Source organism: Gordonia alkaliphila (genome assembly GCF_039542465.1).
Lineage (GTDB): Bacteria > Actinomycetota > Actinomycetes > Mycobacteriales > Mycobacteriaceae > Gordonia > Gordonia alkaliphila.
Map to the genome: position 1 here is coordinate 121326 of NZ_BAABIE010000007.1, position 24908 is coordinate 146233.

A 24908-nucleotide genomic window follows, 5' to 3' on the forward strand; every position below is an offset into this window, starting at 1 on the left:
TAGAGAATTACGCGGGAACGGGGCGCTGAACGGGCCCGTCGTACGCGGAGAGCGGACGGATGAGCGCATTCGACCGGGTCTGTTCGACGATGTGCGCGGTCCACCCGGTGATCCGGCTCATCACGAACAGCGGCGTGAACATCGGGATGTCGAAGCCCATCAGGTAGTAGGCCGGCCCGGTCGGGAAGTCCAGGTTGGGCTGGATGCCGGTGCGCTCGTCCATCGCGGCGGCGAGTTCCCGGTAGATCTCGAGCCAGCGGCCCGCGCTCGGATCCGACTGCACACAGTGCGCGGAGACCTGCACCAGCGCGTCGTACATCGTGGGCACCCGCGAGTCGCCGCGCTTGTAGACGCGGTGGCCGAAACCCATCACCTTGTCCTTGGCGTCGAGCTTGGCCGTGAGCCAGGCGCGGGCGTTCTCCGGGGCGCCGATCTCGATCATGTCCGCCATCACGGCCTCGTTGGCGCCGCCGTGCAGCGAGCCCTTGAGCGCCCCGATCGCGGCGGTCACCGCGCTGTACAGGTCCGACTGCGTGGACGTGACCACCCGCGCGGCGAACGTCGAGGCGTTGAAGCTGTGCTCGGCGTACAGCACCATCGACTGGTTGAACGCCTCCACGATGACAGGGTCGGGCACCTCGCCGAAGCACATGTTCAGGAAGTTCTCGGCGTAGCTGAGGCCGTGGTGCGGGTCGATCGGCGCCAGCCCGCGGCGTCGTCGGAAGTCGGCGGCGACGATGGTCGGCAGCACTGCGAGCAGGCGCAGCGCCTTGTCCAGGTTCGCCGCCGCGGTCGGGACGTCCTCGTCCGGGTCCTCGCTGCCGAGGTAGCTCACCATGGTCCGCATCACGTCCATCGGGTGGCAGGTCTCCGGGATCCGGTTCAGCACCGCCTGCGCCGACCGGTTCAGCCGCCGGTTCGCGCGCTCGCGCTGGGTGAACAGCGCCAGCTGCCCCGCCGTCGGCAGTTCGCCGTACCAGAGCAGGTAGGCCACCTCCTCGAAGCTCTTGGTGGTCGCGAGGTCCGCTGCCGCGTAGCCGCGGTAGGTGAGGCTGTTGGTCTCGGGGACCACCTTGGACACGGCGGTGGTGTCCACCACCACGCCCGCGAGGCCCTTCCGGATTTCTGTGGCACCGATGTCGGTCATGACGTCCCTCCCGGGCGGCTGTAGGTGAAGATCTCGGAGTCGAAGGCGTTGTAGTCGGCGTACTGCAGGAACTCGTAGAGGCGCGCACGATGCTGCATGCGGTCGACGACGCCGGCCTGGGTGCCGTCGGCGGCGATCGCGGCGAGCCCGGATTCGACGGCGCCCATCGCCAGCCGCAGCGTGGTGACCGGGTAGATCACCGCGTTGTAGCCGATGGACCGCAGTTGGTCGGCGGTCAGCAGTTCGGACTTGCCGAACTCGGTCATGTTGGCCAGCAGCGGCACGTCCACCGCGTCGCGGAAGCGTGCGAACTCGTCGAGGTCGGCGAGTGCCTCGGTGAAGATCAGGTCGGCACCGGCGGCCGCGTACTCGGTGGCCCGGGCGATCGCGGCGTCGAGTCCCTCCACGCCGCGGGCGTCGGTGCGCGCGCAGATCACGAAGTTCTCGTCCCGGCGGGCGCTGACCGCGGCGCCCAGTCGGCGGACCATCTCCGTCGTCGGGACCACTTCCTTGCCGTCGAGGTGGCCGCAGCGCTTCGGGTTCACCTGGTCTTCCAGGTGGCACCCGGCCAGCCCGGCATCCTCGAGCGCTGCGACGGTGCGCGCGGCACTCATCGGTTCGCCGAAGCCGGTGTCGGCGTCGATCAGCGTCGGCAGGTCGGTGGCGCGGGCGATCGCGCCGCCGCGGGCGGCGACCTCGGTGAGCGTCGTCAACCCGATGTCGGGCAGACCCAGGTCGGCCGACAGCGCGGCCCCGGAGACGTAGACGCCCTCGAACCCGGCGTCGGCGACGATCTTGGCGACCAGCGGCGAGAACGCCCCCGGCCAGCGCTGCAGGTCGCCGGAGGCGAGCCCGGCGCGCAGTGCCTTCCGCTTGTCGGCGTCGGTGACGCCGGAGGAGAACAGGCGCATCAGAGGATGCCCTCGCCGGTCGCGGGCGCCGAGGCCAGCACGTCGCCGAGCACCCGCACGTTCAGGCCGCCCAGCCCACCGGCCGGGAGGTCGGCCAGACCGGTCGCCGCCGCCACGAACCGCTCCTGCTCGGCGGCGTCGACCACGCCGTCGGCCATCGCGGCGAACTTGCCCAGGTACTGCTCCCGCGCGAACGGCCGCGCGCCCAGCGGGTGGGCGTCGGCCACCGCCAGCTCGTCGACGATCACCTCGCCGTCGGCCATGGTGATCACCGCGCGGGCGCCGAAGGCCTTCTCGTTCGGATCGGTCGAGTGGTAGCGGCGGGTCCACTCCGGGTCCTCGACGGTGGAGATCTTGTTCCACAGCTCCACGGTGTCGGCGCGCCGCGCGCGCTCGGGCGCGTAGCTGCGCTCGTGGTCCCACTCCCCGTCCTGCAGGGCCACGGCGAAGATGTACATCACCGAGTGGTCGAGGGTCTCCCGGCTGGCATTCGGGTCGAACTTCTGCGGATCACCCGAGCCGGTGCCGATCACGTAGTGCGTGTGGTGGCTGGTGTGCAGCACGATCGACTCGATGTCGGCGACGTCGGCGATCCGCGCGCGCATCCGACGGGCCAGGTCGATCGGCGCCTGACTCTGGTATTCGGCCGAATGTTCCTTGGTGTACGTGTCCAGGATGCCGCGCTTGGCCTCGCCCGGTCCGGGCAGCGGCACCGTGTAGCGGGCGTCCGGGCCGCCGAGCAGCCAGGCGATGACGCCGTCCTCGCCCTCCCAGATCGGCGACGGCGCACCCTCACCGCGCATGGCGCGGTCCACGGCCTCCACCGCCACCTTGCCGGCCAGCGCCGGGGCGTACGCCTTCCAACTGGAGATCTCGCCCTTGCGCGACTGGCGGGTGGCGGTGGTCAGGTGCAGGGCCTGACCGACGGCCTGGTAGATCGTGTCGATCGGCAGGCCCAGCATGGTGCCCAGGCCGGCGGCCACCGACGGGCCAAGGTGGGCGACGTGGTCGATCTTGTGCTCGTGCAGGCAGATGCCGCGCACCAGATCCACCTGCACCTCGTAGGCGGTGGCGAGGCCGCGGATCAGGTCGCGGCCGCTGGCGCCCACGCGCTGGCCGACGGCGACCAGGGCGGGGATGTTGTCGCCCGGGTGGCTGTACTCGGCGGCCAGGAACGTGTCGTGGAAGTCGAGTTCGCGGACCGCGACGCCGTTGGCCCACGCGGCCCACTCCGGGGCGTACTCGCCGTCGATGCCGAACACCGTCGCGCCGCCGGCCAGCGGCCGGGTCTGCGCCTGCCGGCGGGCACTGGTGACCGGTCGACGGGCCACCGACGCGGCGCTCACCGCGGCGTTGTCGATGATCCGGTTGACGATCATCTCGGCCGTGTCCTCGGGGACCTCGACGGGGTCGACGGCGATCTGCGCGATCTTGTAAGCCAGGTGCTCTTCCTTCGGGAAGGCCTCGGCACTGCGACGGGTGTACACCTCGTGATTGATCATGTTCGCACCGTACGCAGACCCGATAGGACTGCGAAAGACCTGGCAAATGCGTATTTCTGCAAATTTTTCTCCGACACCTTGCGAAGGTTGCGGACGCCGGGGCCACTACGCTGTCCCCATGGCCAAGACGTACGTGGGCGCGCGACTGCGCCGGTTGCGCGAGGAACGCGGGGTCAGCCAGGCGACGCTCGCGCGCCGGCTGGAGCTCTCGACCAGCTACGTCAATCAGCTGGAGAACGACCAGCGGCCGATCACCGTCCCGGTGCTGCTGCGCCTGACGCGCGAGTTCGAGTTGGCGCCGGACTTCTTCGCGGCCGACGGCGACGCCCGCCTCACCGCCGACCTCGCCGACATCCTCCTGGAGCACGGCGACCAGACCCCGTCCACCGCGGAGATCAGCGAACTGGTGGCCCGCATGCCGGGCGTCGGCCAGACGCTGGTGGCGCTGCAGCGGCGCCTGACCGCCGCGACCAGCGAGCTGGAGAGCATGCGCGGGACTCTCGGCGCCGTCGCCGCCGACGCCGAGACGGTGGGCGGCACCCCGTTCGAGCAGGTCCGCGACTACTTCTACGACCGCCGCAATCACCTGCCCGAACTCGACGCGGCCGCCGAGGACCTGTTCGCGCGCGCCGGCCTGACCATCGGCGGCCTCGACCTGCAATTGGCCCGTTTCCTCGACGCCGAGTACGGCATAGCGGTGCAGATCAGCGGTGTCGACCCCGGGGACGACAGCGAGCTCCCCAAGCGCCGCTACGACCCGGCGACGGCCACCGTGTATCTGCCCCGCCGCCTCACCGCGGGCCAGCGTGCCTTCCAACTCGCCACCCAGCTGGCGCTGCTGAGCCAGCGCGACCTGATCGACCGACTGATCGACGACGTCGACCCGAGTTCGGTCGCCGTCGCCCGCACCGGGCTGGCGAACTACTTCGCCGGCGCCCTGCTGCTGCCGTACACGCAGTTCGCGGCCGCCGCCCGCCGGCTGCGCTACGACGTCGACCTGCTGGCCCGCGACTTCGAGGTGGGTTTCGAGACCGTGTGCCACCGCCTGTCGACGCTGCAGCGCACCGGCGACCGCGGCGTGCCGTTCATCTTCGTCCGGGTCGACAAGGCCGGGAACATCTCGAAACGCCAGTCCGCCACCGCTTTTCACTTCTCCCGGGTGGGCGGCAGCTGCCCGCTGTGGGTGGTGCACGACGCCTTCTCCATGCCCGGCCGCATCCACACGCAGCTCGCCCGGATGCCCGACGGCCGCACCTACTTCTGGTTGGCGCGGACCACCGATCCGGCGCAGCAGGGGCACCTCGCGACGCCGTCGAACTTCGCCGTCGGCCTAGGCTGCGATCTGGCGCACGCCGAGGAACTGATCTACGCCACCGGGGTGGATCTGCGCGAGCCGCGCACCGTGGTCCCGATCGGCGCGGGCTGCAAGGTGTGTCCGCGCCCGGCCTGCAGCCAGCGCGCCTTTCCGATGCTGGGCACGCCCATCGAGCACAGCGAAACGGTCAGTCCCGCAACGCCGTACGCGCCGGTCTCACCCTGAGGCCGGACGACGCCAGTGCTGCAGCTCCAGGGCCGCGGCCACGGTGATCGCCGACTCGGCGAGCGAGACCGGCAGCAGCGACTCCGCTTTGGCCAGCCGGCGCACCACGGTGTTGCGGTGGGTGTACAGCTGCTCGGCGGTGGCGGCGGCATTGCACCGCTGCGCGAACCAGACGCGTAGGCACTCGGCGAGCTCGGGCTCGGCGTCGAGCAGATCGCCCAGGGTGGCGGCGAGGAACTCGTCGATGCGCGCATCGTCGTCGGTCACCACTTCGAGCAGACGCAGCTCGTCGTAGCGCGCGAAGCGTCGCTGCGAGCCCAGCCGCCCGAGCAGTCGGAAGGCGGCGAGGGCCTGAAAGTGGCTGCGCCGGAAGCCTTCTCGACCCACGCCGGGCGCCCCGAGGGTCACTCGCACGTCGTCGACGTCGGCCGGCACCGCGTCCACGTCCACGGTGACCGCCGGGAACCACACCCACAGCTGGGAGGCCCCGGCCAGCACGGTGAGCCGGGTCGCGATGCCGCTCGCGGTCATGATCGCCTCGCAGACCGCTTCCAGCCGATCCGCGCCCGACTCGGGGCCGCCGGAGATCACCGCCGCCAGTTGCGGCCCGTCGAGCCGGTAGCCGAGCTGCGCCACCGCACGGGCCTCCGACAGCGGCGCGCCCTCCAGCAGCAGGGCGACCGCCGCGCGGCGTTGGGCGTGCGTGTCTCCGGCGAGTTCGGCGCGCGCCACGTCGATCATCTCGGCGAGCGCGGACACCGTGTCGTCGACGAACCGCGCGATCGAATCGAGGGTCACCGCCAACAGTTCGCGCAGGAGCGCCGGATCGTCGGTGAGTCCGAAGCAGATCTCCATCCACAGGCGCCACGCCAGGTTCTGTGCGGTGCGGAAGGAGTCGAGCACCCCGGAGTCGAAGCCGCGGCGCACCGCGTCGCGGACGAACACCACGGTCTCGTCGGTGATCGCGACGCTCACGCGTTCGCCCGGGTGCGCGGCGTTCATCGCCGCCCAGTGCGCGATGTTGCCTGCGTTGGTGCGCAGCACCACCTCGGTGAGCGCCGGATCCTCGGCGATCAGGCCCATGCCCGCACCCGCGAGCACACTGTCGTCGAGCGCCTGGGTCCACTCGGTCGGCGCCTCGAGGATCACCTGCACCCCGGCCCGGATCAGGTCCGCGACGGCCGGACTCACCGGCCCCGGACCCGCCTGCCACGTCGACCGTTCAAGTTCCTCCGCACCGTGCCCGCCCGCAGCCATGTGGTCGATTATGCACACCGCAATGCGTCAACCCGGTACAGAATGCCCTTGCCCCGGGACCGCGATGCCATCGATCATTGATAGCGACGGCGCATCCCCCTCGCCCACCGCTCGACGAATCTGGAGTACCGATGGCCACCGAGACCCCCACCGATCTGCTCGACGTCCTGATCATCGGCGCCGGCATCTCCGGTATCGGCGCGGCGCACTACCTCACCACCGAACTCCCGGAGAAGACGTTCGCGATCCTCGAGTCGCGGCACACCGCCGGCGGCACCTGGGATCTGTTCAAGTACCCCGGCATCCGCTCGGACTCGGATCTGCACACCTTCGGTTTCGAGTTCAAGCCGTGGACCGACAAGCAGGCCATCGCCGACGCCCCGCGCATCCTCGACTACCTGCACGAGGCCATCGACGACGATCAGCTCGCCGACAAGATCACCTACCACCGTCGTGCGGTGTCCGCCGATTGGCACACCGACGAGGCGGCCTGGCACGTCACCGTGCGCCGCACCGACGACGACGCCGCCGAGCCGGAGATCATCAAGGCGCGCTGGATCTTCGCCGGCACCGGCTACTACGACTACGAGCAGGGCTTCTCCCCCGACTTCCCCGGCCGGGAGCGGTTCACCGGGCAGATCGTGCACCCGCAGCACTGGCCGGAGGACCTGGACTACCGCGGCAAGCGCGTCGTGGTGATCGGCTCCGGCGCCACCGCCGTGACCCTGGTGCCGTCGATGACCGACCAGGCCGAGCACGTCACGATGCTCCAGCGCACGCCCACCTACGTGATCCCGCTGCCCCGCGAGGATGCGATCGCCAACGCGATGAAGAAGGTGCTCGGGCCCCGTCGCGGCTACCGGCTGAGCCGCGAGAAGAACATCCTGCAGCAGCGCGTGGTCTTCGAGCTGTGCCAGCGTTTCCCGCGCCTGGCCCGCCGGGTGATCCGCGGTACCAACAAGGCCATGCTGGGCAAGGACTTCCCGCTCGACCCGCACTTCAACCCGCCGTACAACCCGTGGGATCAGCGCCTGTGCGTGGTGCCCAACGGCGACATGTTCACCGCGCTGCGGCGCGGTGCGGCGTCGATCGTCACCGACCGGATCGCCTCGTTCACCGAGACCGGGATCCTGCTGGAGAGCGGCGCGGAGCTGGCCGCCGACATCATCGTCACCGCGACCGGCCTGAACCTGCAGATGTTCGGCGGCATGACCTTCGCCCGCGACGGCGTCGACGTGGACCTGACCGACAGCGTCTCCTACCGCGGCATGATGCTGTCCGGGCTGCCGAACTTCGCGATGGCCATCGGCTACACCAACTCGTCGTGGACGCTCAAGGTCGACATGCTGTGCCAGTACTTCGTGCGCATGCTGGCCCACATGGACCGGAACGGCTACACCAGCGTGGAGGCCGTCCCGGATCCGGCGATGGAACTGCGCCCGCTGCTCGACTTCGGCGCAGGGTACGTCCAGCGCGCCCTCGACGGTCTGCCCAAGCAGGGCGCCGTGGACCCGTGGAAGATGTCGATGAGCGTCTACGCCGACGTCCGACTCATCCGCCGCGGGCCCGTCGACGACGAGTTCCTGCACTACGCGCGTATCAGCGAACCCAGCCTGGTGTAGCCGCGCGCGATTCTCCGACGCGTCTGACGAACCCCGCATCCCCGGTGCGGGTTTTGTCCTAGGTTCAGCGGTGACACCCACCGCGTAACACCCACTGCGAGGACTCGGAGACACCACCATGGCAGGTATCAGCACCTGGATCACCCGGCGCGCCCAGCGCACCCCGGACGCGATCGCCCTCATCGACGCGACCACCGGCGCCACCACCACCTACGCCCAGTTGGCCGCCGACAGCGCCCGCCGCGCCGCCGCGCTCCGCGCCCGCGGCGTCCGACGCGGCGATCGCGTCATGATGATCGGCCTCAACTCCACCGCCCAGTTGGCCACCATGTTCGCCGTCGCCCGCCTCGCCGCGATCAGCGTGCCCGTCAACTTCCGGCTCAGCCCCGGCGAAGTGGCCTACCTGATCTCCGACGCCACCCCCACCCTGCTGCTGCACGACGACATGTTCGCCGAACTGGCCGCCACCGCCGCCGAGCAGGCCCCGCGCGCCGTCGACCTCGTCCACCTGGACGCGCTCGAGGCACCCGAGGAGGTCTTCGCTCCGGAGGATCCGGTGACCGCCGACGACGTCGCGATGCTGATGTACACCTCCGGCACCACCGGCAAGCCGAAGGGCGCCATGCTCACGCACGGCAACTTCGAGTGGAACGCGATCAACATGCTGGTGGCCGGCGAGGGCATGACCCCGCGGGACAAGACCCTCGCCGTCGCGCCGCTGTTCCACATCGGCGGCCTCAGCCTCTACGTCCTGCCGCTGCTGTACACCGGCGGCACCATCGTCGTCGCGCCCGCCTTCGATCCGGCCGCCGCGCTGAAACTCCTGGAGGCGCACAAGGTCACCGTGCACTTCATGGTTCCGGCGATGTGGGATGCGATGCGCAAGGTGCCGAACTTCGACGACCACGACCTGTCGTCGCTGCGGACTCTGCTGTGCGGCGGCGCGCCCTGCCCGCTCCCGGTGATCGACTTCTATCAGGGCAAGGGCCTGACCTTCATGGAGGGCTTCGGCATGACCGAGCTCGCCCCGGCCGCCATGATCCTGGAAGCGCAGTACGTCCGCACGCACGCCGGTTCGGTGGGCCGCCCGGTGTTCCACGACGACGTGCGCATCGTCGACGGCGACGACCGGGACGTCGCGACCGGCGAGGTCGGCGAACTGCTGATGGCCGGACCCAACGTCTTCGCCGGCTACTGGGGGCTGCCCGAGGTGACCGCCCACGACATGCGCGGCGGCTGGTTCCACACCGGCGACCTCGCCCGCATGGACGCCGACGGCTTCATCACCCTCGTCGACCGCAAGAAGGACATGATCGTCACCGGCGGCGAGAACGTCTACCCGATCGAGGTGGAGCAGGTCCTGCTCAGTCACCCGGACGTCGACGACGCCGCGGTGATCGGGCTGCCCGACCCGAAGTGGGGCGAGGGCGTCACCGCGGTGGTGTCGCTGCGCGCGCAGGCATCGGTCTCGGCCGACGATCTGCTCGCCTACTGCCGCGACCGGATCGCGCACTTCAAGAGCCCGCGTCGCATCGAGTTCCTCGACGTGCTCCCCCGCAACGCCACCGGCAAGCTGCTCAAACGGACCCTCCGCGAGCAGTTCGGGTCCGACGGGTCGGCCGTCACCCGCTGACCCGCTCCTGCGCGCACGCGGTGACAGAACGCGCGCGCAGGAGTGTACTGAGAGGCATGGGCCCGCAGCCGCCGCGCGGAAGGTCTGACGTCCGCACCGAACTCGACGAGCTCGCGGCCGACAGCCGCGCGCTGGTCGAGCACTGGCTGGCCGTCACCGCCGCCTCCGCCACCCGTCCCGATCCGGCGGCGGCCCGGTTGGTCGCGGTGCTGGCCGACCCGCGGGGGCTGGCGTTCACCGTCGGGTTCGTCGACCGGGTGATCGGCGTCGAGGACATCCGCGCCGCCGCGCTGGCCCTGACCGAGCTGACCGCCGACCTGCCGTCGTCGCTGCGGGCCGTCGATCGCCTGCAACTGCGGCTGGGCGGCCGGTTGGCGCCGCATCTGCCGCGGCTCGTGGTGTCGGCCGCCCGACTGCGGATGCGGTCGATGGTCGGGCACCTGATCGTCGACGCGCGGCCGCGCCGCTTCGCCCGGCAGGTGGCGCGCCTGCGCCGGGACGGCCACCGCCTCAACGTCAATCCGCTCGGCGAGGCGGTACTCGGCGAGACCGAGGCGGCGCGACGGCTGTCGGGGGCGCGTCGCCTGCTGCGGCGCGACGACGTCGACTACGTCTCGGTGAAGGTCTCCGCGGTGACCTCCCAGCTGTCGATGTGGGATTTCGACGCCACCGCCGCCGCGGTCACCGACCGACTCGCCCCGATGTACCGGGAGGCGGCCGCCGCCCCGCCCGGCACCGCCTTCCTCAACCTCGACATGGAGGAGTACCGGGATCTGCGGTTGACCGTCGAGGTGTTCACCCGGCTGCTGAGCCTGCCCGAACTCCGCCGCTACGAGGCCGGCATCGTGCTGCAGGCCTACCTGCCCGATGCGCTCGGCGTGATGGAGGAGTTGGCGCGGTTCGGGGCGCAGCGTGTCGCCGACGGCGGCGCCGGGATCAAGGTCCGGCTGGTCAAGGGCGCGAACCTGGCGATGGAGCGGGTGCACGCCGAGCTCGCGGGCTGGCCGTCGGCCACCTATGAGAGCAAGCTCGCCACCGACGTCAACTACAAGCGGGTGCTGCACGCGATCCTGACGCCGGAGACGCTGACCGGACTGCGGGTAGGCGTGGCGGGGCACAACCTGTTCGACGTCGCCTTCGCGCAGCTGCTGGCCCACCGTCGCGGCGTCGCCGACCGCGTCGAGTTCGAGATGCTCGCCGGGATGGCGACGGCCCACTCCCGTGCGGTCGCGGCCACCGTCGGGCCGCTGCTGCTGTACGTGCCGACGGTTGCGCCGAAGGAGTTCGACGTCGCCATCTCGTACCTGGTCCGCCGCTTGGAGGAGAACGCCTCCAGCGACAACTTCCTGTCGGCCACCGTGGATCTGCGGCCGGGCAGTCCCGGGGCGCGGCGCGAGGCCGACCGGTTCGACGCCGCGGTCGCCGCCCTGGCCGACGAACTGGATCGCGGCCCGTTGTCGCCGCCCGAGCCGCGTCGCCGCCAGGACCGCCGCCGCATCACCGCCGACACCGCCGACCTGCCGGAACTGCCGCCGTTCACGCACACCCCCGACACCGACCCTGCTGTGCCGGCCAACCAGGCGTGGGCGCGCGAGGTGCTCGCGACGAGCGCGCGGACGGGCTGGCTCGACGCCGCTCCCGCCCCGCCGGCGGTGTCCGCGGCCGCGATCGACGACCTGGTCGCCCGCGCCCGCTCCGCCGCCGTCGCGTGGGCGGCGCGGCCGGCGCTCGACCGTGCGCGCGTGCTGGACCGGGCCGCGGATCTGATGGAGGAGCGCCGCGGCCTGCTGGTGGCGTTGGCCGCCGCCGAGGTCGGCAAGACGATCGGCGAGAGCGACCCGGAGGTCTCCGAGGCCGTCGACTTCGCCCGCTATTACGCCCGGCGCGCCCTCGACCTCGACCCCGGACGACTCGACCCCGAACACCTAGCCACCGACGCCGCGGTGTTCACCCCGGACCGGCTGGTGGTGGTGACGCCGCCGTGGAACTTCCCGATCGCGATCGCCGCGGGCGGCATGCTCGCCGCCCTGGCCGTCGGCGCCGCGGTGATCGCGAAACCGGCCGGTCCGTCTCCGCGCTGTCTGCAGGCGATCGCCGAGGCGCTCTGGGAGGCCGGCGTGCCGCGCGCGGTGTGCGCCACCGTGGCCCCCGACGAAGGCGAGGCGGGGCGCCGCCTGATCGCCCATCCCGGCGTGGACCGGGTGATCCTGACCGGGGCCTCGGACACCGCGGCCCTGTTCGCCTCGTGGCGGCCCGAGTTGGCGCTCACCGCGGAGACGTCGGGCAAGAACGCGCTGGTGATCACCCCGTCGGCGGACCGGGACCGGGCGATCGCCGATCTCGTGCACAGCGCGTTCGGGCACGCCGGTCAGAAGTGTTCGGCAGCCTCGCTGGCGATCCTGGTGGGCTCGGTGGCGACGTCCGAACGCTTCCGTCGGCAGCTGATCGATGCCGCATCGTCGTTGATCGTAAATTGGCCGACGAACCTGTCGGCCACCGTCGGTCCCCTCACCGAGCCGCCGGGCGCCAAGCTGACCCGCGCGCTGACCGTCCTCGATCCCGGCGAGCGGTGGCTGCTGCGCCCGCGCGCCCTCGACGACTCCGGCCGCCTGTTCTCCCCCGGCATCAAGGTGGGCGTCGCCCGCGACTCCTCCTTCCACCGCACCGAGGTCTTCGGTCCCGTGCTCGGGCTGATGGCGGCCACCGACCTCGACGACGCCCTCGACCTGCAGAACGGCACCGACTTCGGGCTCACCGCCGGGCTGCATTCCCGCGATCCGGTCGAGGTGCGCACCTGGCTCGACCGCGTGCAGGCCGGGAACCTGTACGTCAACCGCGGGATCACCGGCGCCGTCGTCGGTCGCCAGCCGTTCGGCGGCTGGAAGCTGTCGTCGGTGGGCTCGGGCGCCAAGGCCGGCGGGCCGAACTATCTGCGGCAGCTCGGCACCTGGTCCGACGCCGCCCGGCACTCCCGCAACCCGGCTCCCCGCGGGTTGCCGCCGGGTCCCATCGCCGACTTCGTCGACGCCGTCGCACCCCTGCTCGACGCGCCGTCGCACGCGTGGCTGCGCGCCGCCGCCCGCTCGGACGAGGACGCCTGGTCCGCCGAGTTCGGCCGCGCCCGCGAGCTGACCGGGCTGGCGGCCGAAGCGAACATCTTCCGCTACCGCCGGGCCGACACCGCGGTCCGGGTGGGCGCCGACGCCGACCCGGCCCGCCTGGCCCGCGTCCTCGCGGCGGCCGCCCGCGCGCGGAGCCGTCCGGCGACCTCCCTCGCCGAGCCGGTACCGGTCGCCGTCGACGAGGTGCTCCGCGCCGCACGGGCCCACCTGGACGTGGGCCCCGTCGTGCGCGCGACCGATGCGCAATTCACCGCCGCGGCGGCGTCGTCGGGACCGGCACGCATCCGGGTGATCGGCACGGTCTCCGCGGCGACCCGTGCCGCGCTCGCCGCCCGCCCGGCCACGGCGATGCTCGACGATCCGGTCGTCGCTGCCGGCGCCGTCGAACTCCGGTACTGGCTGCTCGAACAGTCGGTGTCGATCACGCTGCACCGCTTCGGCAATCCGGATGATTTCCTGCAGCAGGTCGCGGCGGAGTTGCTACCGTCAGCGGGCGGGAGCCCCCGGCCCCGGCCCCGGCGGTCCCGGCACCACCCGGCCTGAACCCCGACCGGGCCTGCACCTAGGAGGATCCGATGGCGGTACCGTCCAACGAAGAGGCCTGGCAGCTCGCCGCCGTCATCGTGTATTTCGTGGCGATGCTGGGCATCGGCTACTACGCCTATCGCAAGACCAAGGACGATCTGGACAGCTACATGCTGGCCGATCGCGGCCTCAAGCCGTGGGTGGCGGCGCTGTCGGCCGGTGCGTCGGACATGTCCGGCTGGTTGCTGATGGGCCTGCCCGGCGCCATCTACCTGTACGGCCTGGTCGAGTCGTGGATCTTCATCGGCCTGATCGTCGGCGCGTGGCTCAACTGGAAGTTCGTCGCCCCGCGGCTGCGCGCGTACACCGAGGTGGCCGACGACGCCATCACCGTCCCGAGCTTCCTCGGCAAACGTCTGCACGACAAGGCGCACGCCGTCCGCATCACCTGCGGCGTGATCATCCTCGTCTTCTTCACCTTCTACGTCTCCAGCGGCATGGTGGCCTCGGGCAAGTTCTTCGAGTCGTCGTTCGACGTCGACTACGTGGTCGGCATGCTGATCGTCGCCGGCATCACCATGCTGTACACCCTGTTCGGTGGCTTCCTCGGCGCCTCGCTGACCGATGTCGCACAGGGCGTCCTGGTGGTGGTGGCGCTGCTCGCGGTGCCGATCATCGGCGTCATCGAGTTGGGCGGGTTCGGCGCGACGGTCGACGCCGTGCAGGCGATCGACCCGGAACGACTGTCGATGGTGTCCGGCGGCAGCGCCCTGGCGATCATCTCCGCCGTCGCCTGGGGGCTGGGCTACTTCGGCCAGCCGCACATCATCGTGCGGTTCATGGCGCTGCGGTCGCCGGCCGACGCCCCGGTGGCCCGGCGGATCGGTATCGGCTGGATGCTGCTGTGCGGTATCGGCGCGGTCGGCACCGCCCTGGTCGGCATCGCGTACTACGGCGCGAGCCTGGAGGCCGACAACCAGTCCGAGACAGTGTTCCTCGCGCTCTCGCAGGTGCTGTTCCACCCGTTCATCGCCGGTCTGGTGCTGGCGGCGGTGCTGGCCGCGATCATGTCGACGATCTCGTCGCAGCTGATCGTGTGCTCGTCGGCCCTGGTCGAGGACCTGTACAAACTGATCTCGGTGAAGTCGGGCTGGCGGGAGCTGGCTCCGGCCACCTATGTGCGGCTGGGTCGCCTCGGCGTGCTCGCGGTCGCGGTGGTCGCCGTGATCCTGGCGTTGTCCCCGTCGAACAGCATCCTGAGTCTGGTGGCCTTCGCGTGGGCCGGCTTCGGCTCGGCCTTCGGCCCGGTGGTGATTCTGTCGCTGTACTGGCGTCGTCTCACCACGGCGGGCGCACTCGCCGGCATCATCACCGGCGCGGTGGTCGCCTTCGTCTGGGGCCAGGACTCGTTCCACAGCTTCCTGGCCGACCGCGCGCCCGACTCCGTCGCGAGCTTCGTGGCCGACACCTACGAGATCATCCCAGGTTTCCTGATCGGCATGCTCGCGATCGTCGTCGTGAGCCTGCTGACCCGCCGCGCCGATCCCGAGGCAGTCGACGCCGAGTTCGACGCCGCCGTCACCGCCTCCCGCGAGAGCTCTGTGCTCCCGCGAGAGGACTCCGTTCCCGCGGGCCACTAGAACTCCCGCGGGAACCGGTTCGTCTCGCGGGAGCGGAATCCTCTCGCGGGAGCGGCGCGGCGTGCGGGCTGTGGACAGGGCGGGTTGTCCACAGGGGGCGTGCGCGGCGGCGGAACCGGGCGGGGTGCGGGAGCGTCCAAACGTCATGGACCTACCGCACGACAGCAACGGCCTCATCCGCCGCACCCGCGCACTCGACCTCGGTTTCACCGACGAGGACATCGCCGATCTCCTGGCCGATGAGACGCTGCTCCGCGTGGTCCGCGGCGTCTACGTGGCCGCCGACCTGGCGCCGCTGCGGACCCGAACCGCCGACCTCTATCGCCTGCGCTGTCTGGCGATCGCCACCGGCCCGACCCGGTGCGGCGTCCTGAGCCATCAGTCCGCCGCCGCGGTCCTCGGCCTGGAGCTGCTCGAACCCGATCGCACCCGCGTCCACCTCACCACCGGGCTCGGCCAGGGCGGCATGACCTCACCGAAGCGCCACACGCATTGCACACCGTTGGACGACACCGCCGTCCAGCGCGACGGCGTGCTCCTGACCAATGTGGTGCGCACCGCGGTCGACGTCGCCGTCGGCGGCACCTTCGCCCAGGCCCTCACCGTCTTCGACTCCGCGCTCCGGATCGGCACGCCCCGCGATGAATTGGCGACGGTGCTCACTCATCGTCGACGGCGCGGCATCGCCCGCGCCCGCGTCGCCCTCGCGATGGCCGACGGACGGGCGGCGAACCCGGGGGAATCATGGAGTCGCGCGCAGATGATCGAAGCCGGCCTGCCGCTGCCCGTGCTGCAGCGACGTGTGCTCCTCGACGACGACCTCGGTGAGGCCTTCCCGGACTTCAGCTGGGACGACGTACTCGCCGGCGAGTTCGACGGCGAAGCCAAGTACCACGACTACCTTCGCGAGGGCGAGACCGAAGCCGACGTCGTGCTCAAGGAGAAGAACCGGGAGAACGGTCTGCGCGACCTCGGCTTCGACGTCGTCCGCTGGGACTGGCCCGACCTGCGGGCCGACCGCATGATCCCCCGCGTCACCCGCCGCATGTACCGCTGCGGCCTGCTCCGCTGACCCGCCCGCTCCCGCGAAACCAATCCGCTCCCGCGAGAAGTGTCCGTTCCCGCGGGCCTGGGAAAGGCCCGCGGGAACGACAAGCTCTCGCGGGAGCGGGGTCGTCTCGCGGGACGACGACGGGCGCGGCGGGTCAGCCGTTCAGCAGGCCCTTGGCGACGTGGGTCACCTGGATCTCGTTGGAGCCGGCGTAGATCATCAGTGACTTGGCGTCGCGGGCCAGCTGCTCCACGCGGTACTCGGCCATGTAGCCGTTGCCCCCGAAGAGCTGCACGGCCTCCATGGCCACCTCGGTGGCGGCGCGCGAGGAGTACAGCTTCATGGCCGACGCCTGTGCGAGGGTCGGCGGCTTGCCCGCCTGCGAGGCCTCGATCGCGGTGAACAGCATGTTCTGCACGTTCAGGCGCGCGATCTCCATCTCGGCGAGCTTCAGCTGGATCAGCTGGAACTTGGCGATCTCGTTGCCCCACAGGGTGCGGGTCTTGGCGTAGTCCAGCGACAGGCGCAGGCACTCGTTGATGATGCCCAGGCTGAGCGCGGCGATGCCGATGCGCTCGGCGGTGAAGCCGGCCTTGGCGTTGTCGCCGCCGCGCTTGTCCGCGCCGGTGTCCTCGGTCTCGCCGAGCAGGCGGTCCTTGGAGACGCGGACGTCGTCGAAGAACAGCTCACCGGTGGGCGAGCTCATCATGCCCATCTTCTTGAAGGCCGGACCCTGGGTGAGGCCTTCCATGCCGGTGTCGAGGACGAAGGTCAGCACCTTGCGGTCGCGCATGGGCGTGCCATCACCCTCGTCGAGCTTGGCGAAGACGACGATGGTGTCGGCGTTGGGCCCGTTGGTGATGAAGGTCTTGTTGCCCTTGAGGATGTAGTCCTCGCCGTCGCGACGGACCGTGGTCTTCATGCCGCCCAGGGCGTCGCTGCCGCTGTCGGGTTCGGTGATCGCCCAGGCACCGACCTTCTCCATGGTGACCAGCTGCGGCAGCCAACGCCGCTTCTGCGCCAGGGTGCCGCGGCTGCGGATGGTCGACACGGTGAGACCCAGCGAGACGCCCATCGACGCGATCAGGCCCAGGCTCACGCCGGCCATCTCCATGTTCAGGATCATGAACATCGGGTTGGCGAGGGTGGTGGAGCCGCCGCCCGATTTCTTCTCCCCGGCCTCTTCGGCGGCGAGCTCCTTCTCCAGGTTCTCCGCGGCCATGGTGTCCATGCCGAACGCGGCCAGCATCTTTCGGGTGATGTCGAAGGGCGGCAGCGCGCCGGTCTCGAGTTCGTCGATGTGCGGGCGCACCTCCTTCTCGATGAAGGCGCGCACCGCGTCGCGGACCATCAGATCTTCTTCAGACCACTCGAACAACTTCAGACCTCCGGGCTAGAACACGTTCTACTTAGGGTCTGACAGTAGCGTGATCGGGGTGACAGCGACAGACCAGGAGACCCCCGGCCGGATCCACGCGCCGGACAGCCTCGCGTCCGACTGCCTCGACGCCCGCACCGATATCGGCGACGAGGCGTCGTCGCCGGCGTATTCGCACGCCGCCCAGCAGATCTGGGACGCGGCCCGACACTGGTATCAGGCCGGACTCCAGCCGGGTATCGCGGTCTGCGTGCGCCACCGCGGCGAGGTGGTGGTCGATCGCGCCATCGGGCACGCGCGCGGGAACGGACCCGACGACGGCCCCGACGCCGAGAAGGTCCCGCTGCGCACCGACACCCCGGTCTGCGTGTTCTCCGCGGCCAAGGCGATGGCGGCGACGGTGCTGCACCTACTCGTCGAGCGCGGCGAACTGAGTCTGAACACCCGGGTCGACGACCTGCTGCCCGGCTACCGCGCGCACGGCAAGGGGCGCACCACCGTCGACCACGTCCTGACCCACCGCGCGGGCGTGCCGATCCCCACCGGCCCGCGCCCGGATCTGCGGCGCAGCGAGGACAGCGACTACACGCGCGCCATGCTCGCCGACCTGCGGCCGATCTATCCGCCCGGGACGGTGCACTTCTACCACGCCCTGACCTGGGGTCCGCTGGTGCGCGAGATCGTCGCCGCCGCAACGGGTTCGAGCATTCGAGACATCCTCGACGCGGAGATCCTGGCGCCCTTGGGATTCCGGTGGACCAACTTCGGGGTCGCCCCCGAGGACGTCGGACTCGTCGCACCGAGCTACGTGACCGGGCCACCCAACTCCGGGGCGGTCGACGCCGCGTTCACCCGGGTGGTCGGCGGATCGATGGCCCAGATCGTGCCGATGGCCAACAAGGCGCCCTTCCTCACCGGCGTGGTGCCCTCGTCCAACGCCGTCTCCACCGCGCACGAGCTGTCCCGCTTCGCCGAACTCCTGCGCCGCGGCGGCGAACTCGACGGCACCCGCGTGCTGTGGCCGTCGACCCTGCGCGCCGCCACCGCGCAACGTCGACGCCTCCGCCCGGATGTGGCGACCGGCGGTGTCCCGCTGCGCTGGGGCACCGGCTTCATGCTCGGCTCGCGGCACTTCGGCCCCTTCGGGCGCGACGCACCGGCCGCTTTCGGGCACACCGGTCTCACCCAGATCGCGATGTGGGCCGACCCCGAGCGCGACCTGGCGGCCGCCGTCGTCTCCACCGGAAAACCCGGTGGCCACCCGGAAGCCGGGCGCTACACCGCGCTCCTGGACACCATCGGTGCGGCTATCGGCCGCTGAGCGCCTGCATGCGCGCCTGCGCCAGTTCCTCGTCGGTGATCAGCCCGCTGCTGTGCAGTCGGCTCAGTTCGGCCAATCGCTCCTCGATCGACGGTGCAGCCGGGGCCAGGGCCGCGCTGTCCATCGCCCGGACCTTGAGCTCGGTGTCGACGGCGAACGGATCGACGCCGCCGCGTTTGGCCGCCCGATAGTTGCGGACGGCGACGAAGACGCCGAAACCGATGATGGCGATGATGAACAGCGGCACGAGCATGAACAGCACGTCGAACCACCCCGGCACTAATGGTGAAGACATCCCCGCGGGTCTCCTTGTGTCGATGATGCAGTTGTCAGCGGCATTTTATCCCCGCTCGTCGTCCCCGCGCGCCGCGCGGGGAGTCGGAGGCGTGCGGTTGAATGGATCCATGGGCCACGACGCGGACACGATGGCGGGCTTCGGTCCGGCCACCCGCCAGTGGTTCACCGGTGCCTTCGGCGCGCCCACCGCCGCGCAGGCCGACGCGTGGGAGTCCATCGCCCAGGGCGACGACACGCTGGTCATCGCCCCGACCGGCTCGGGCAAGACCCTCGCGGCGTTCCTCTGGGCCATCGACCGACTCGCCGCCGAGCCGCCGGCCGACGACCGCACCGAAGGCGTGCGGGTCCTCTACATCTCGCCGCTGAAGGCGCTCGCCGTCGACGTCGAACGCAACCTGTCGGCACCGCTGGTCGGCATCGGGCACGCCGCCGCGAGCCTCGGGCTGCCGATCCCCGCGGTGAGCGTCGGGGTCCGCTCCGGGGACACCCCGGCGGCCGCGCGCCGCACCCTGGCCGCGCACCCGCCGGACATCCTCATCACCACCCCCGAGTCGCTGTACCTGATGCTCACCTCACGGGCACGCGAAACGCTCCGCAGCGTCACGACGGTGATCGTCGACGAGATCCACGCCCTCGCCGCCACCAAACGCGGCAGCCACCTGGCCCTGTCCCTGGAACGACTCGACGAGCTGACCAGCACACGCGCGCAGCGGATCGGCCTGTCGGCCACCGTCCGGCCGCCCGAGACGGTGGCCGGTTTCCTGTCCGGTGAGGCCGCGTGCACCATCGTGTCGCCGCCGGCGAGCAAGACCTTCGACCTGCGCGTCGAGGTGCCGGTCGAGGACATGACGAACCTGCCGGTCCCACCCGGCGACAGCGAGCTCGACGACGCCTTCTCCCCCACCGCCGGCTCGCTGTGGCCGTTCGTGGAAGCGGCCATCGTCGACGAGATCTCCCAGCATCGCTCCACCATCGTCTTCGCCAACTCCCGCCGCCTGGCCGAACGCCTCACCGCCCGCCTCAACGAGATCGCCGCCGACCGCGCCGGGCTCGACGTCGACGCGCAGCGCCGCAATCCGATGGTGCCCGGCGGCGCCCCGGCCACCATCACCGGGGCGGTGACCACCGCGGGCGCACCGCCGGTCCTGGCCCGCGCCCACCACGGCTCGGTCAGCAAGGAGCAGCGCGCCGACATCGAGGACGCCCTCAAGTCCGGACGCCTGCGCGCGGTGGTCGCCACCAGTTCCCTGGAACTCGGCATCGATATGGGCGCGGTGGATCTGGTGATCCAGGTGGAGACGCCGCCCTCGGTGGCCTCCGGACTGCAGCGCATCGGGCGCGCCGGGCACCAGGTCGGCGAGATCAGCACGGGCGTCGTGTTCCCGAAGCACCGCACCGACCTGATCGGCTGCGCGGTGACCGTGGCCCGCATGCGCGCCGGCGAGATCGAGGAGCTGCGGGTGCCGCGCAACCCGCTCGACATCCTCGCCCAGCAGACCGTGGCCGCCGTCGCCGTCGACGACGTCGAGGTGGATCAGTGGTACCAGACGGTGCGCCGGGCGGCGCCCTTCCGCGAGCTGACCCGCGACGTCTACGACGCCGTGCTCGACCTGATCTCCGGCCGCTACCCGTCCGACGAGTTCGCGGGCCTCGCCGCCCGCGTCGACTACGACCGCGCCACCGGCACCCTCACCGCCCGCCGCGGCACCCTCTCCCTCGCGGTCACCTCGGGCGGCACCATCCCCGACCGCGGCATGTTCGGCGTCTTCCTGGTGGGCGACGACTCCGCGCGCCGCGTCGGCGAACTCGACGAGGAGATGGTCTACGAGTCCCGGGTCGGCGACGTCTTCGCCCTCGGCACCAGCAGCTGGCGCATCGTGGAGATCACCCCCGACCAGGTGCGGGTGATCCCGGCGTTCGGCCAGCCCGGCCGGCTGCCGTTCTGGATCGGCGACGCCGTGGGCCGTCCCGCCGAACTCGGCGCCGCGATGGGCCGCTTCGTCGGCGAGGTCGGCACCTCCGAACAGCAGCTCGCCGCGCACGCCGACGCGATCGGGTTGTCGGCCACCGCGCGGACCAATCTGGCCGCCCTGATCGACGACCAGCGCGCCGCCACCGGCGCCCTGCCGACCGACCGCACCCTGGTGGTGGAACGGTTCCGCGACGAACTCGGCGACTGGCGCCTGATCCTGCACTCGCCGTACGGCCTGCGCGTGCACGCGCCGTGGGCCAGCGCGATCGCCGCGCAACTGTCGGCGAACCTCGGCCTGGACGGCGCCACCACGGCCACCGACGACGGCATCATCGTGCGCCTGCCCGACACCGACGACACCCCGCCCGGCGCGGACGTCTTCGACGTCGACCCCGACGAGATCGAGGACATCGCGACGCGCGCCCTGGCCGATTCGTCGATGTTCGCCGCCCGGTTCCGCGAATGCGCGGCGCGCGCCCTGCTGCTCCCGCGCCGCAACCCGGGCAAACGCGCACCGCTGTGGCAGCAGCGCCAGCGCGCCGCGCAACTGCTCGCGGTGGCCAGTCAGTTCCCCGACTTCCCGATCATCTTGGAGACGGTCCGCGAGTGCCTGGAGGACATCTACGACCTGCCCGCGCTCGTCGACGTCCTCACCCGCATCCGCGGTCGCCGCGTCCGGCTCCTGGAGGTGGAGACGCCGAGCCCGTCACCGTTCGCGGCCGCCATGCTGCTCGGCTACACCGGGTCGTTCATCTACGACGACGACGCCCCGCTCGCCGAACGCCGCGCCACCGCCCTCACCCTGGACACCGCTCTCCTCGCGCAGCTGCTCGGCCGGGTGGACCTGCGCGAACTCCTCGATCCGGTGGTCCTCGCCGAGACCGTCGCCCGTCTGCAGCGGACCGCGCCGGAACGCCGGGCCCGGGACGGCCAGGACATCACCGACCTGCTGCGTTGGCTGGGACCGCTCACCCGCGCGCAGATCGACGAAAGGTACGCGGGCACAGTCGATCTCGACGCGGCGATCGCCGAGGAGGTCGCCGCCGGCCGGGTGATCGGCGTACTGCTGCGCGGCCTCGAGCACCTCGCCGCGATCGACGACGTCGCACGCCTGCGCGACGGGCTCGGCATCCCGCCGCCGCTCGGCGTTCCGGCCGCCTACCTCGCCCCCGCCGACGACCCGGTGGGCGATCTGGTGCACCGCTACGCCCGCACCCACGGGCCGTTCACCGCCGCCGACGTGGCCGCCGACCTGGGCATGGGCGTGGCCGTGGTGCGCGAGGCGCTGGCCAAGCTGGCCGGCCGCCGCATCGTGATCGAAGGCGAGTTCGTGCCCCGCGAGGACGCCGAACGCGCCCAGTGGTGCCACGCCGACGTCCTCGGTCAGCTGCGTCGCGGTTCCCTCGCCGCCGGCCGCGCCGAGGTGCAGCCGGTCAGCGCCGACACCTACGCGCGCTTCCTCCTCGACTGGCAGCACGTCGGCGCCCCCCTGGCCACCGGCGGCCGCGACCCGCGCCTGCACGGCGTGCACGGGCTGCTGTCGGTGATCGAACAGCTTGCCGGGCAACCGATCCCCGCATCGGCGTGGGAATCGCTGATCCTGCCCACCCGCCTGCAGGACTATCGCCCGGCCCTGCTCGACGAACTGCTCTCCGCGGGCGAGGTGGTCTGGTCCGGCCACGGCCGGATCGGTGCCTCGGACGGATGGATCAGCCTGCACCCGGCCGAATCGGCACCGCTCACCCTGCGGCCCGCCGACCCCGTCGAGCTCGACGCCCTGCACACCGCGATCCTGGCCGCGGTCGACGGCGGCGCCCTGCGCTACGCCCAGTTGACCACCCACCTCGACGACGCCGGGCTCGCCGTCGGCGACGAACCCGCCCGGCACGCGGCGCTGTGGGACCTGGTCTGGTCCGGGCGCCTCGCCAACGACTCGTTCGCCCCGCTGCGCGCCCTGCTGACCCCCGGTCGCTCCCGGTCGGGCGCCCAGACCTCCACCCCGTCGCACCGGGTACGCGGCGGCGCCCGCCCGCCGCGCCTGCGCGCCGCCCGCCTGTCCAGCCGATACCTCGCCGGTACCGACGGACCGCCGGTGCCGCCGCTGGTCGGCGGCCGCTGGGTGCGCCTCGAACGCGCCGCCCTCGACCCCACCACCCTGGCCGCGGCCACCTGCGAGATCCTGCTCGACCGGTACGGCGTGGTGACCAAGGGCGCCGTCACCACCGAGGAGGTGCCCGGCGGATTCGCGCGCATCTACAAGGCGCTCAGCGTCTTCGAGGATTCCGGCCAGGCCCGACGCGGCTACTTCATCGACGGCCTCGGCGGCGCCCAGTTCGCCGCCGGTCACACCGTCGACACCCTGCGTGCGGCCGCCGTGGTGCCCCGCGAACAGCAGGACACCGCGCACGTGCTGGCCGCCACCGACCCGGCCAACCCGTACGGGGCCGCCCTGCCGTGGCCCACCGCCGACACCGGCCACCGACCGGGACGCAAACCCGGCGCCCTCGTCGTCCTGGTCGACGGCGCCCTCGCCGTCTTCGTCGAGCGCGGCGGCAAACGCATCCTGACCTGCACCGACCGCACCGATCAGCTCGAGGCGGCCGCGGCTGCGCTCACCGACGCGGTGCGCCGCGGACGACTCCCCCGCATTCGCATCGACACCATCGACGCCGAACCCGCGCTGCGCACCCCGCTGGGCGCGCTGCTGTCCGAACAGGGTTTCGCCACCACGCCGCGCGGTCTGCGCATGAACTACGACCCGCGCCATGCCTGAGGGCGACACCGTCTATCGCGCCGCCCACCGGCTGCATGCGGCGCTCGCCGGAAAGACCCTGTCCCGGAGCGACTTCCGCATTCCGTCGCTGGCGACCACCGACCTGCGCGGCGCCGTCGTCGAGCGGGTCCGGGCGGTCGGCAAGCACCTGTTCATCGACCTGTCGGGCGCAGGCGGGCGCACCCTGTCGATCCATTCGCATCTGATGATGGAGGGCGTCTGGCACGTGTATCGCCGCGGCGAGAAGTGGCGCAAGCCCGGCTTCCGTGCGCGCGTGGTGCTGGCGGCCGACGGCCGCGACGGTGCCGCCGTGGAAGCCGTCGGCTTCGACCTGGGGATCCTGGAGATCACGCGCGATCCGGCCGCGGCCGTGGCGCACCTGGGCCCCGATCTACTGGGCCCGGATTGGGATCCGGCCCGCGCGGCGGCGCAGCTCGCCGCCGATCCGGAGCGGCCCGTCGGCCTGGCGCTGCTCGACCAGCGCACCCTCGCCGGTATCGGCAACATCTACCGCAGCGAACTGTGCTTTCTGGCCGGGGTTCATCCCACCCGGCCGGTGCGCGAGGCCGATCCGGCGGCGCTCGTCGCCGACGCCCACCGGCTGCTGACCGCGAATGCGCTGGCCGCGGTCCGCTCCACCACCGGCGATCGCCGACGGGGACGCGAACTCTGGGTCTACGGCCGCGAGCACCGGCCGTGCCGACGGTGCGGCACGGCGGTGCAGCGCGGCGTGCTCGGCGTCGGCACGGACGGGTCGGCCGCCGAGCGGTCGATCTACTTCTGCCCGGCGTGCCAGCCGGTCACACCGGGTAGCGGTCGGGCTCCGCGCCGAACTTGAAGCGGCGGCCGCTGATCTCCTCCACGTCGATCTCGACGTAGTTCATCTTCAGCGTGGGGACCCACGGCTTCAGCGGCAACTGGTCGGCATCCATGATCTCGTGCGTGCTGGTCAGGATGCGGGCGCGGCCCTTGGCCACGACGCTCCAACCGATCTTGCTGGTGAAGCCGTCGGTCTCGAAGGCCACGCGTCCGTTCACCGCGATCTCGGAGAGCTTGGTGCCCTCGCCGGTGCGGAAGAGAATCTTGCCGTCGTGCGCGTACGCGTTGATCGGGAAGATCTCGGGCTCACCGTCGACGCTGAGCGCCAACCGACCCATCACGCTCTCGGACAACAGATTCCAGCACTGGGCCTCGTCCAGGACGGTGATCTCTTCCAT

Annotated in this window: 16 protein-coding genes; 9 read left to right on the plus strand and 7 right to left on the minus strand. The window is 71.4% G+C overall.

The features are described 5' to 3' along the window. Window positions 1-7: 7 nt before the first annotated feature. The 3 genes from ABD989_RS09290 to prpD are packed head-to-tail and all read right to left on the minus strand — an operon-like array spanning window position 8 to window position 3560. Window positions 8-1147 (minus strand): bifunctional 2-methylcitrate synthase/citrate synthase, encoded by a 1140-nt coding sequence (locus ABD989_RS09290; protein ID WP_345313261.1) that lies wholly within the window; start codon window positions 1145-1147, stop codon window positions 8-10. Next, complete coding sequence (gene prpB / locus ABD989_RS09295) at window positions 1144-2058, minus strand: methylisocitrate lyase (RefSeq protein WP_246994890.1); 915 nt, start codon at window positions 2056-2058, stop codon at window positions 1144-1146. The genes ABD989_RS09290 and prpB overlap by 4 nt, the downstream gene beginning before the upstream one ends. Continuing rightward, window positions 2058-3560 carry a 2-methylcitrate dehydratase PrpD gene (gene prpD / locus ABD989_RS09300; RefSeq protein WP_345313262.1) on the minus strand — a complete coding sequence of 501 codons (1503 nt, stop codon included), beginning with the start codon at window positions 3558-3560 and terminating at the stop codon, window positions 2058-2060. Before prpD ends, prpB begins: the two co-directional genes overlap by 1 nt. Window positions 3561-3678: 118 nt before the next feature. Here prpD and ABD989_RS09305 point away from each other — a divergent pair, with 118 nt between their 5' ends. Then, the gene (locus ABD989_RS09305; protein ID WP_345313263.1) at window positions 3679-5100 is read left to right on the plus strand and encodes a short-chain fatty acyl-CoA regulator family protein; all 1422 of its coding nucleotides are present in this window, start codon (window positions 3679-3681) and stop codon (window positions 5098-5100) included. On the opposite strand, the gene ABD989_RS09310 is transcribed toward ABD989_RS09305, so the two are convergent. Then, window positions 5092-6357, minus strand: a complete 1266-nt coding sequence (locus ABD989_RS09310) for a PucR family transcriptional regulator (RefSeq protein ID WP_345313264.1) — start codon at window positions 6355-6357, stop codon at window positions 5092-5094. The two genes, ABD989_RS09305 and ABD989_RS09310, sit on opposite strands and share 9 nt — an antisense overlap. A 131-nt stretch (window positions 6358-6488) precedes the next feature. On the opposite strand from ABD989_RS09310, the gene ABD989_RS09315 reads away from it, so the two are divergent. The 5 genes from ABD989_RS09315 (at window position 6489) to ABD989_RS09335 (ending at window position 15971) form a co-directional block, all read left to right on the plus strand. Then, entirely contained in the window at window positions 6489-7979 is a 1491-nt protein-coding gene (locus ABD989_RS09315) for a flavin-containing monooxygenase (protein WP_345313265.1), read from the plus strand. A gap of 118 nt (window positions 7980-8097) precedes the next feature. Beyond that, window positions 8098-9612 carry an acyl-CoA synthetase gene (locus ABD989_RS09320; protein WP_246994881.1) on the plus strand — a complete coding sequence of 505 codons (1515 nt, stop codon included), beginning with the start codon at window positions 8098-8100 and terminating at the stop codon, window positions 9610-9612. 56 nt (window positions 9613-9668) lie between these two features. Then, complete coding sequence (locus ABD989_RS09325; protein ID WP_345313266.1) at window positions 9669-13277, plus strand: proline dehydrogenase family protein; 3609 nt, start codon at window positions 9669-9671, stop codon at window positions 13275-13277. Window positions 13278-13309: 32 nt separating this feature from the next. Further along, window positions 13310-14899 carry a sodium/proline symporter PutP gene (putP, locus tag ABD989_RS09330; protein ID WP_345313267.1) on the plus strand — a complete coding sequence of 530 codons (1590 nt, stop codon included), beginning with the start codon at window positions 13310-13312 and terminating at the stop codon, window positions 14897-14899. 145 nt (window positions 14900-15044) lie between these two features. Continuing rightward, the gene (locus ABD989_RS09335; protein WP_246994876.1) at window positions 15045-15971 is read left to right on the plus strand and encodes a hypothetical protein; all 927 of its coding nucleotides are present in this window, start codon (window positions 15045-15047) and stop codon (window positions 15969-15971) included. Window positions 15972-16104: 133 nt separating this feature from the next. Here ABD989_RS09335 and ABD989_RS09340 read toward each other — a convergent pair whose 3' ends face one another. Continuing rightward, window positions 16105-17328 carry an acyl-CoA dehydrogenase family protein gene (locus ABD989_RS09340; protein WP_345313268.1) on the minus strand — a complete coding sequence of 408 codons (1224 nt, stop codon included), beginning with the start codon at window positions 17326-17328 and terminating at the stop codon, window positions 16105-16107. Between the two features lie 58 nt (window positions 17329-17386). Here ABD989_RS09340 and ABD989_RS09345 point away from each other — a divergent pair, with 58 nt between their 5' ends. Beyond that, complete coding sequence (locus ABD989_RS09345) at window positions 17387-18649, plus strand: serine hydrolase (RefSeq protein WP_425556512.1); 1263 nt, start codon at window positions 17387-17389, stop codon at window positions 18647-18649. Here the strand turns inward: ABD989_RS09345 and ABD989_RS09350 are convergent. After that, window positions 18636-18944 carry an SHOCT domain-containing protein gene (locus tag ABD989_RS09350; RefSeq protein ID WP_345313269.1) on the minus strand — a complete coding sequence of 103 codons (309 nt, stop codon included), beginning with the start codon at window positions 18942-18944 and terminating at the stop codon, window positions 18636-18638. The genes ABD989_RS09345 and ABD989_RS09350 overlap by 14 nt on opposite strands. A 109-nt stretch (window positions 18945-19053) precedes the next feature. Here ABD989_RS09350 and ABD989_RS09355 point away from each other — a divergent pair, with 109 nt between their 5' ends. Then, window positions 19054-23691 (plus strand): ATP-dependent helicase, encoded by a 4638-nt coding sequence (locus ABD989_RS09355; RefSeq protein WP_345313270.1) that lies wholly within the window; start codon window positions 19054-19056, stop codon window positions 23689-23691. Next, window positions 23684-24529: a DNA-formamidopyrimidine glycosylase family protein gene (locus ABD989_RS09360; RefSeq protein WP_246994868.1), complete on the plus strand. Its 846-nt coding sequence runs from the start codon at window positions 23684-23686 to the stop codon at window positions 24527-24529. Before ABD989_RS09355 ends, ABD989_RS09360 begins: the two co-directional genes overlap by 8 nt. Here the strand turns inward: ABD989_RS09360 and ABD989_RS09365 are convergent. Continuing rightward, window positions 24492-24908 (minus strand): pyridoxamine 5'-phosphate oxidase family protein, encoded by a 417-nt coding sequence (locus tag ABD989_RS09365; RefSeq protein WP_246994866.1) that lies wholly within the window; start codon window positions 24906-24908, stop codon window positions 24492-24494. The two genes, ABD989_RS09360 and ABD989_RS09365, sit on opposite strands and share 38 nt — an antisense overlap.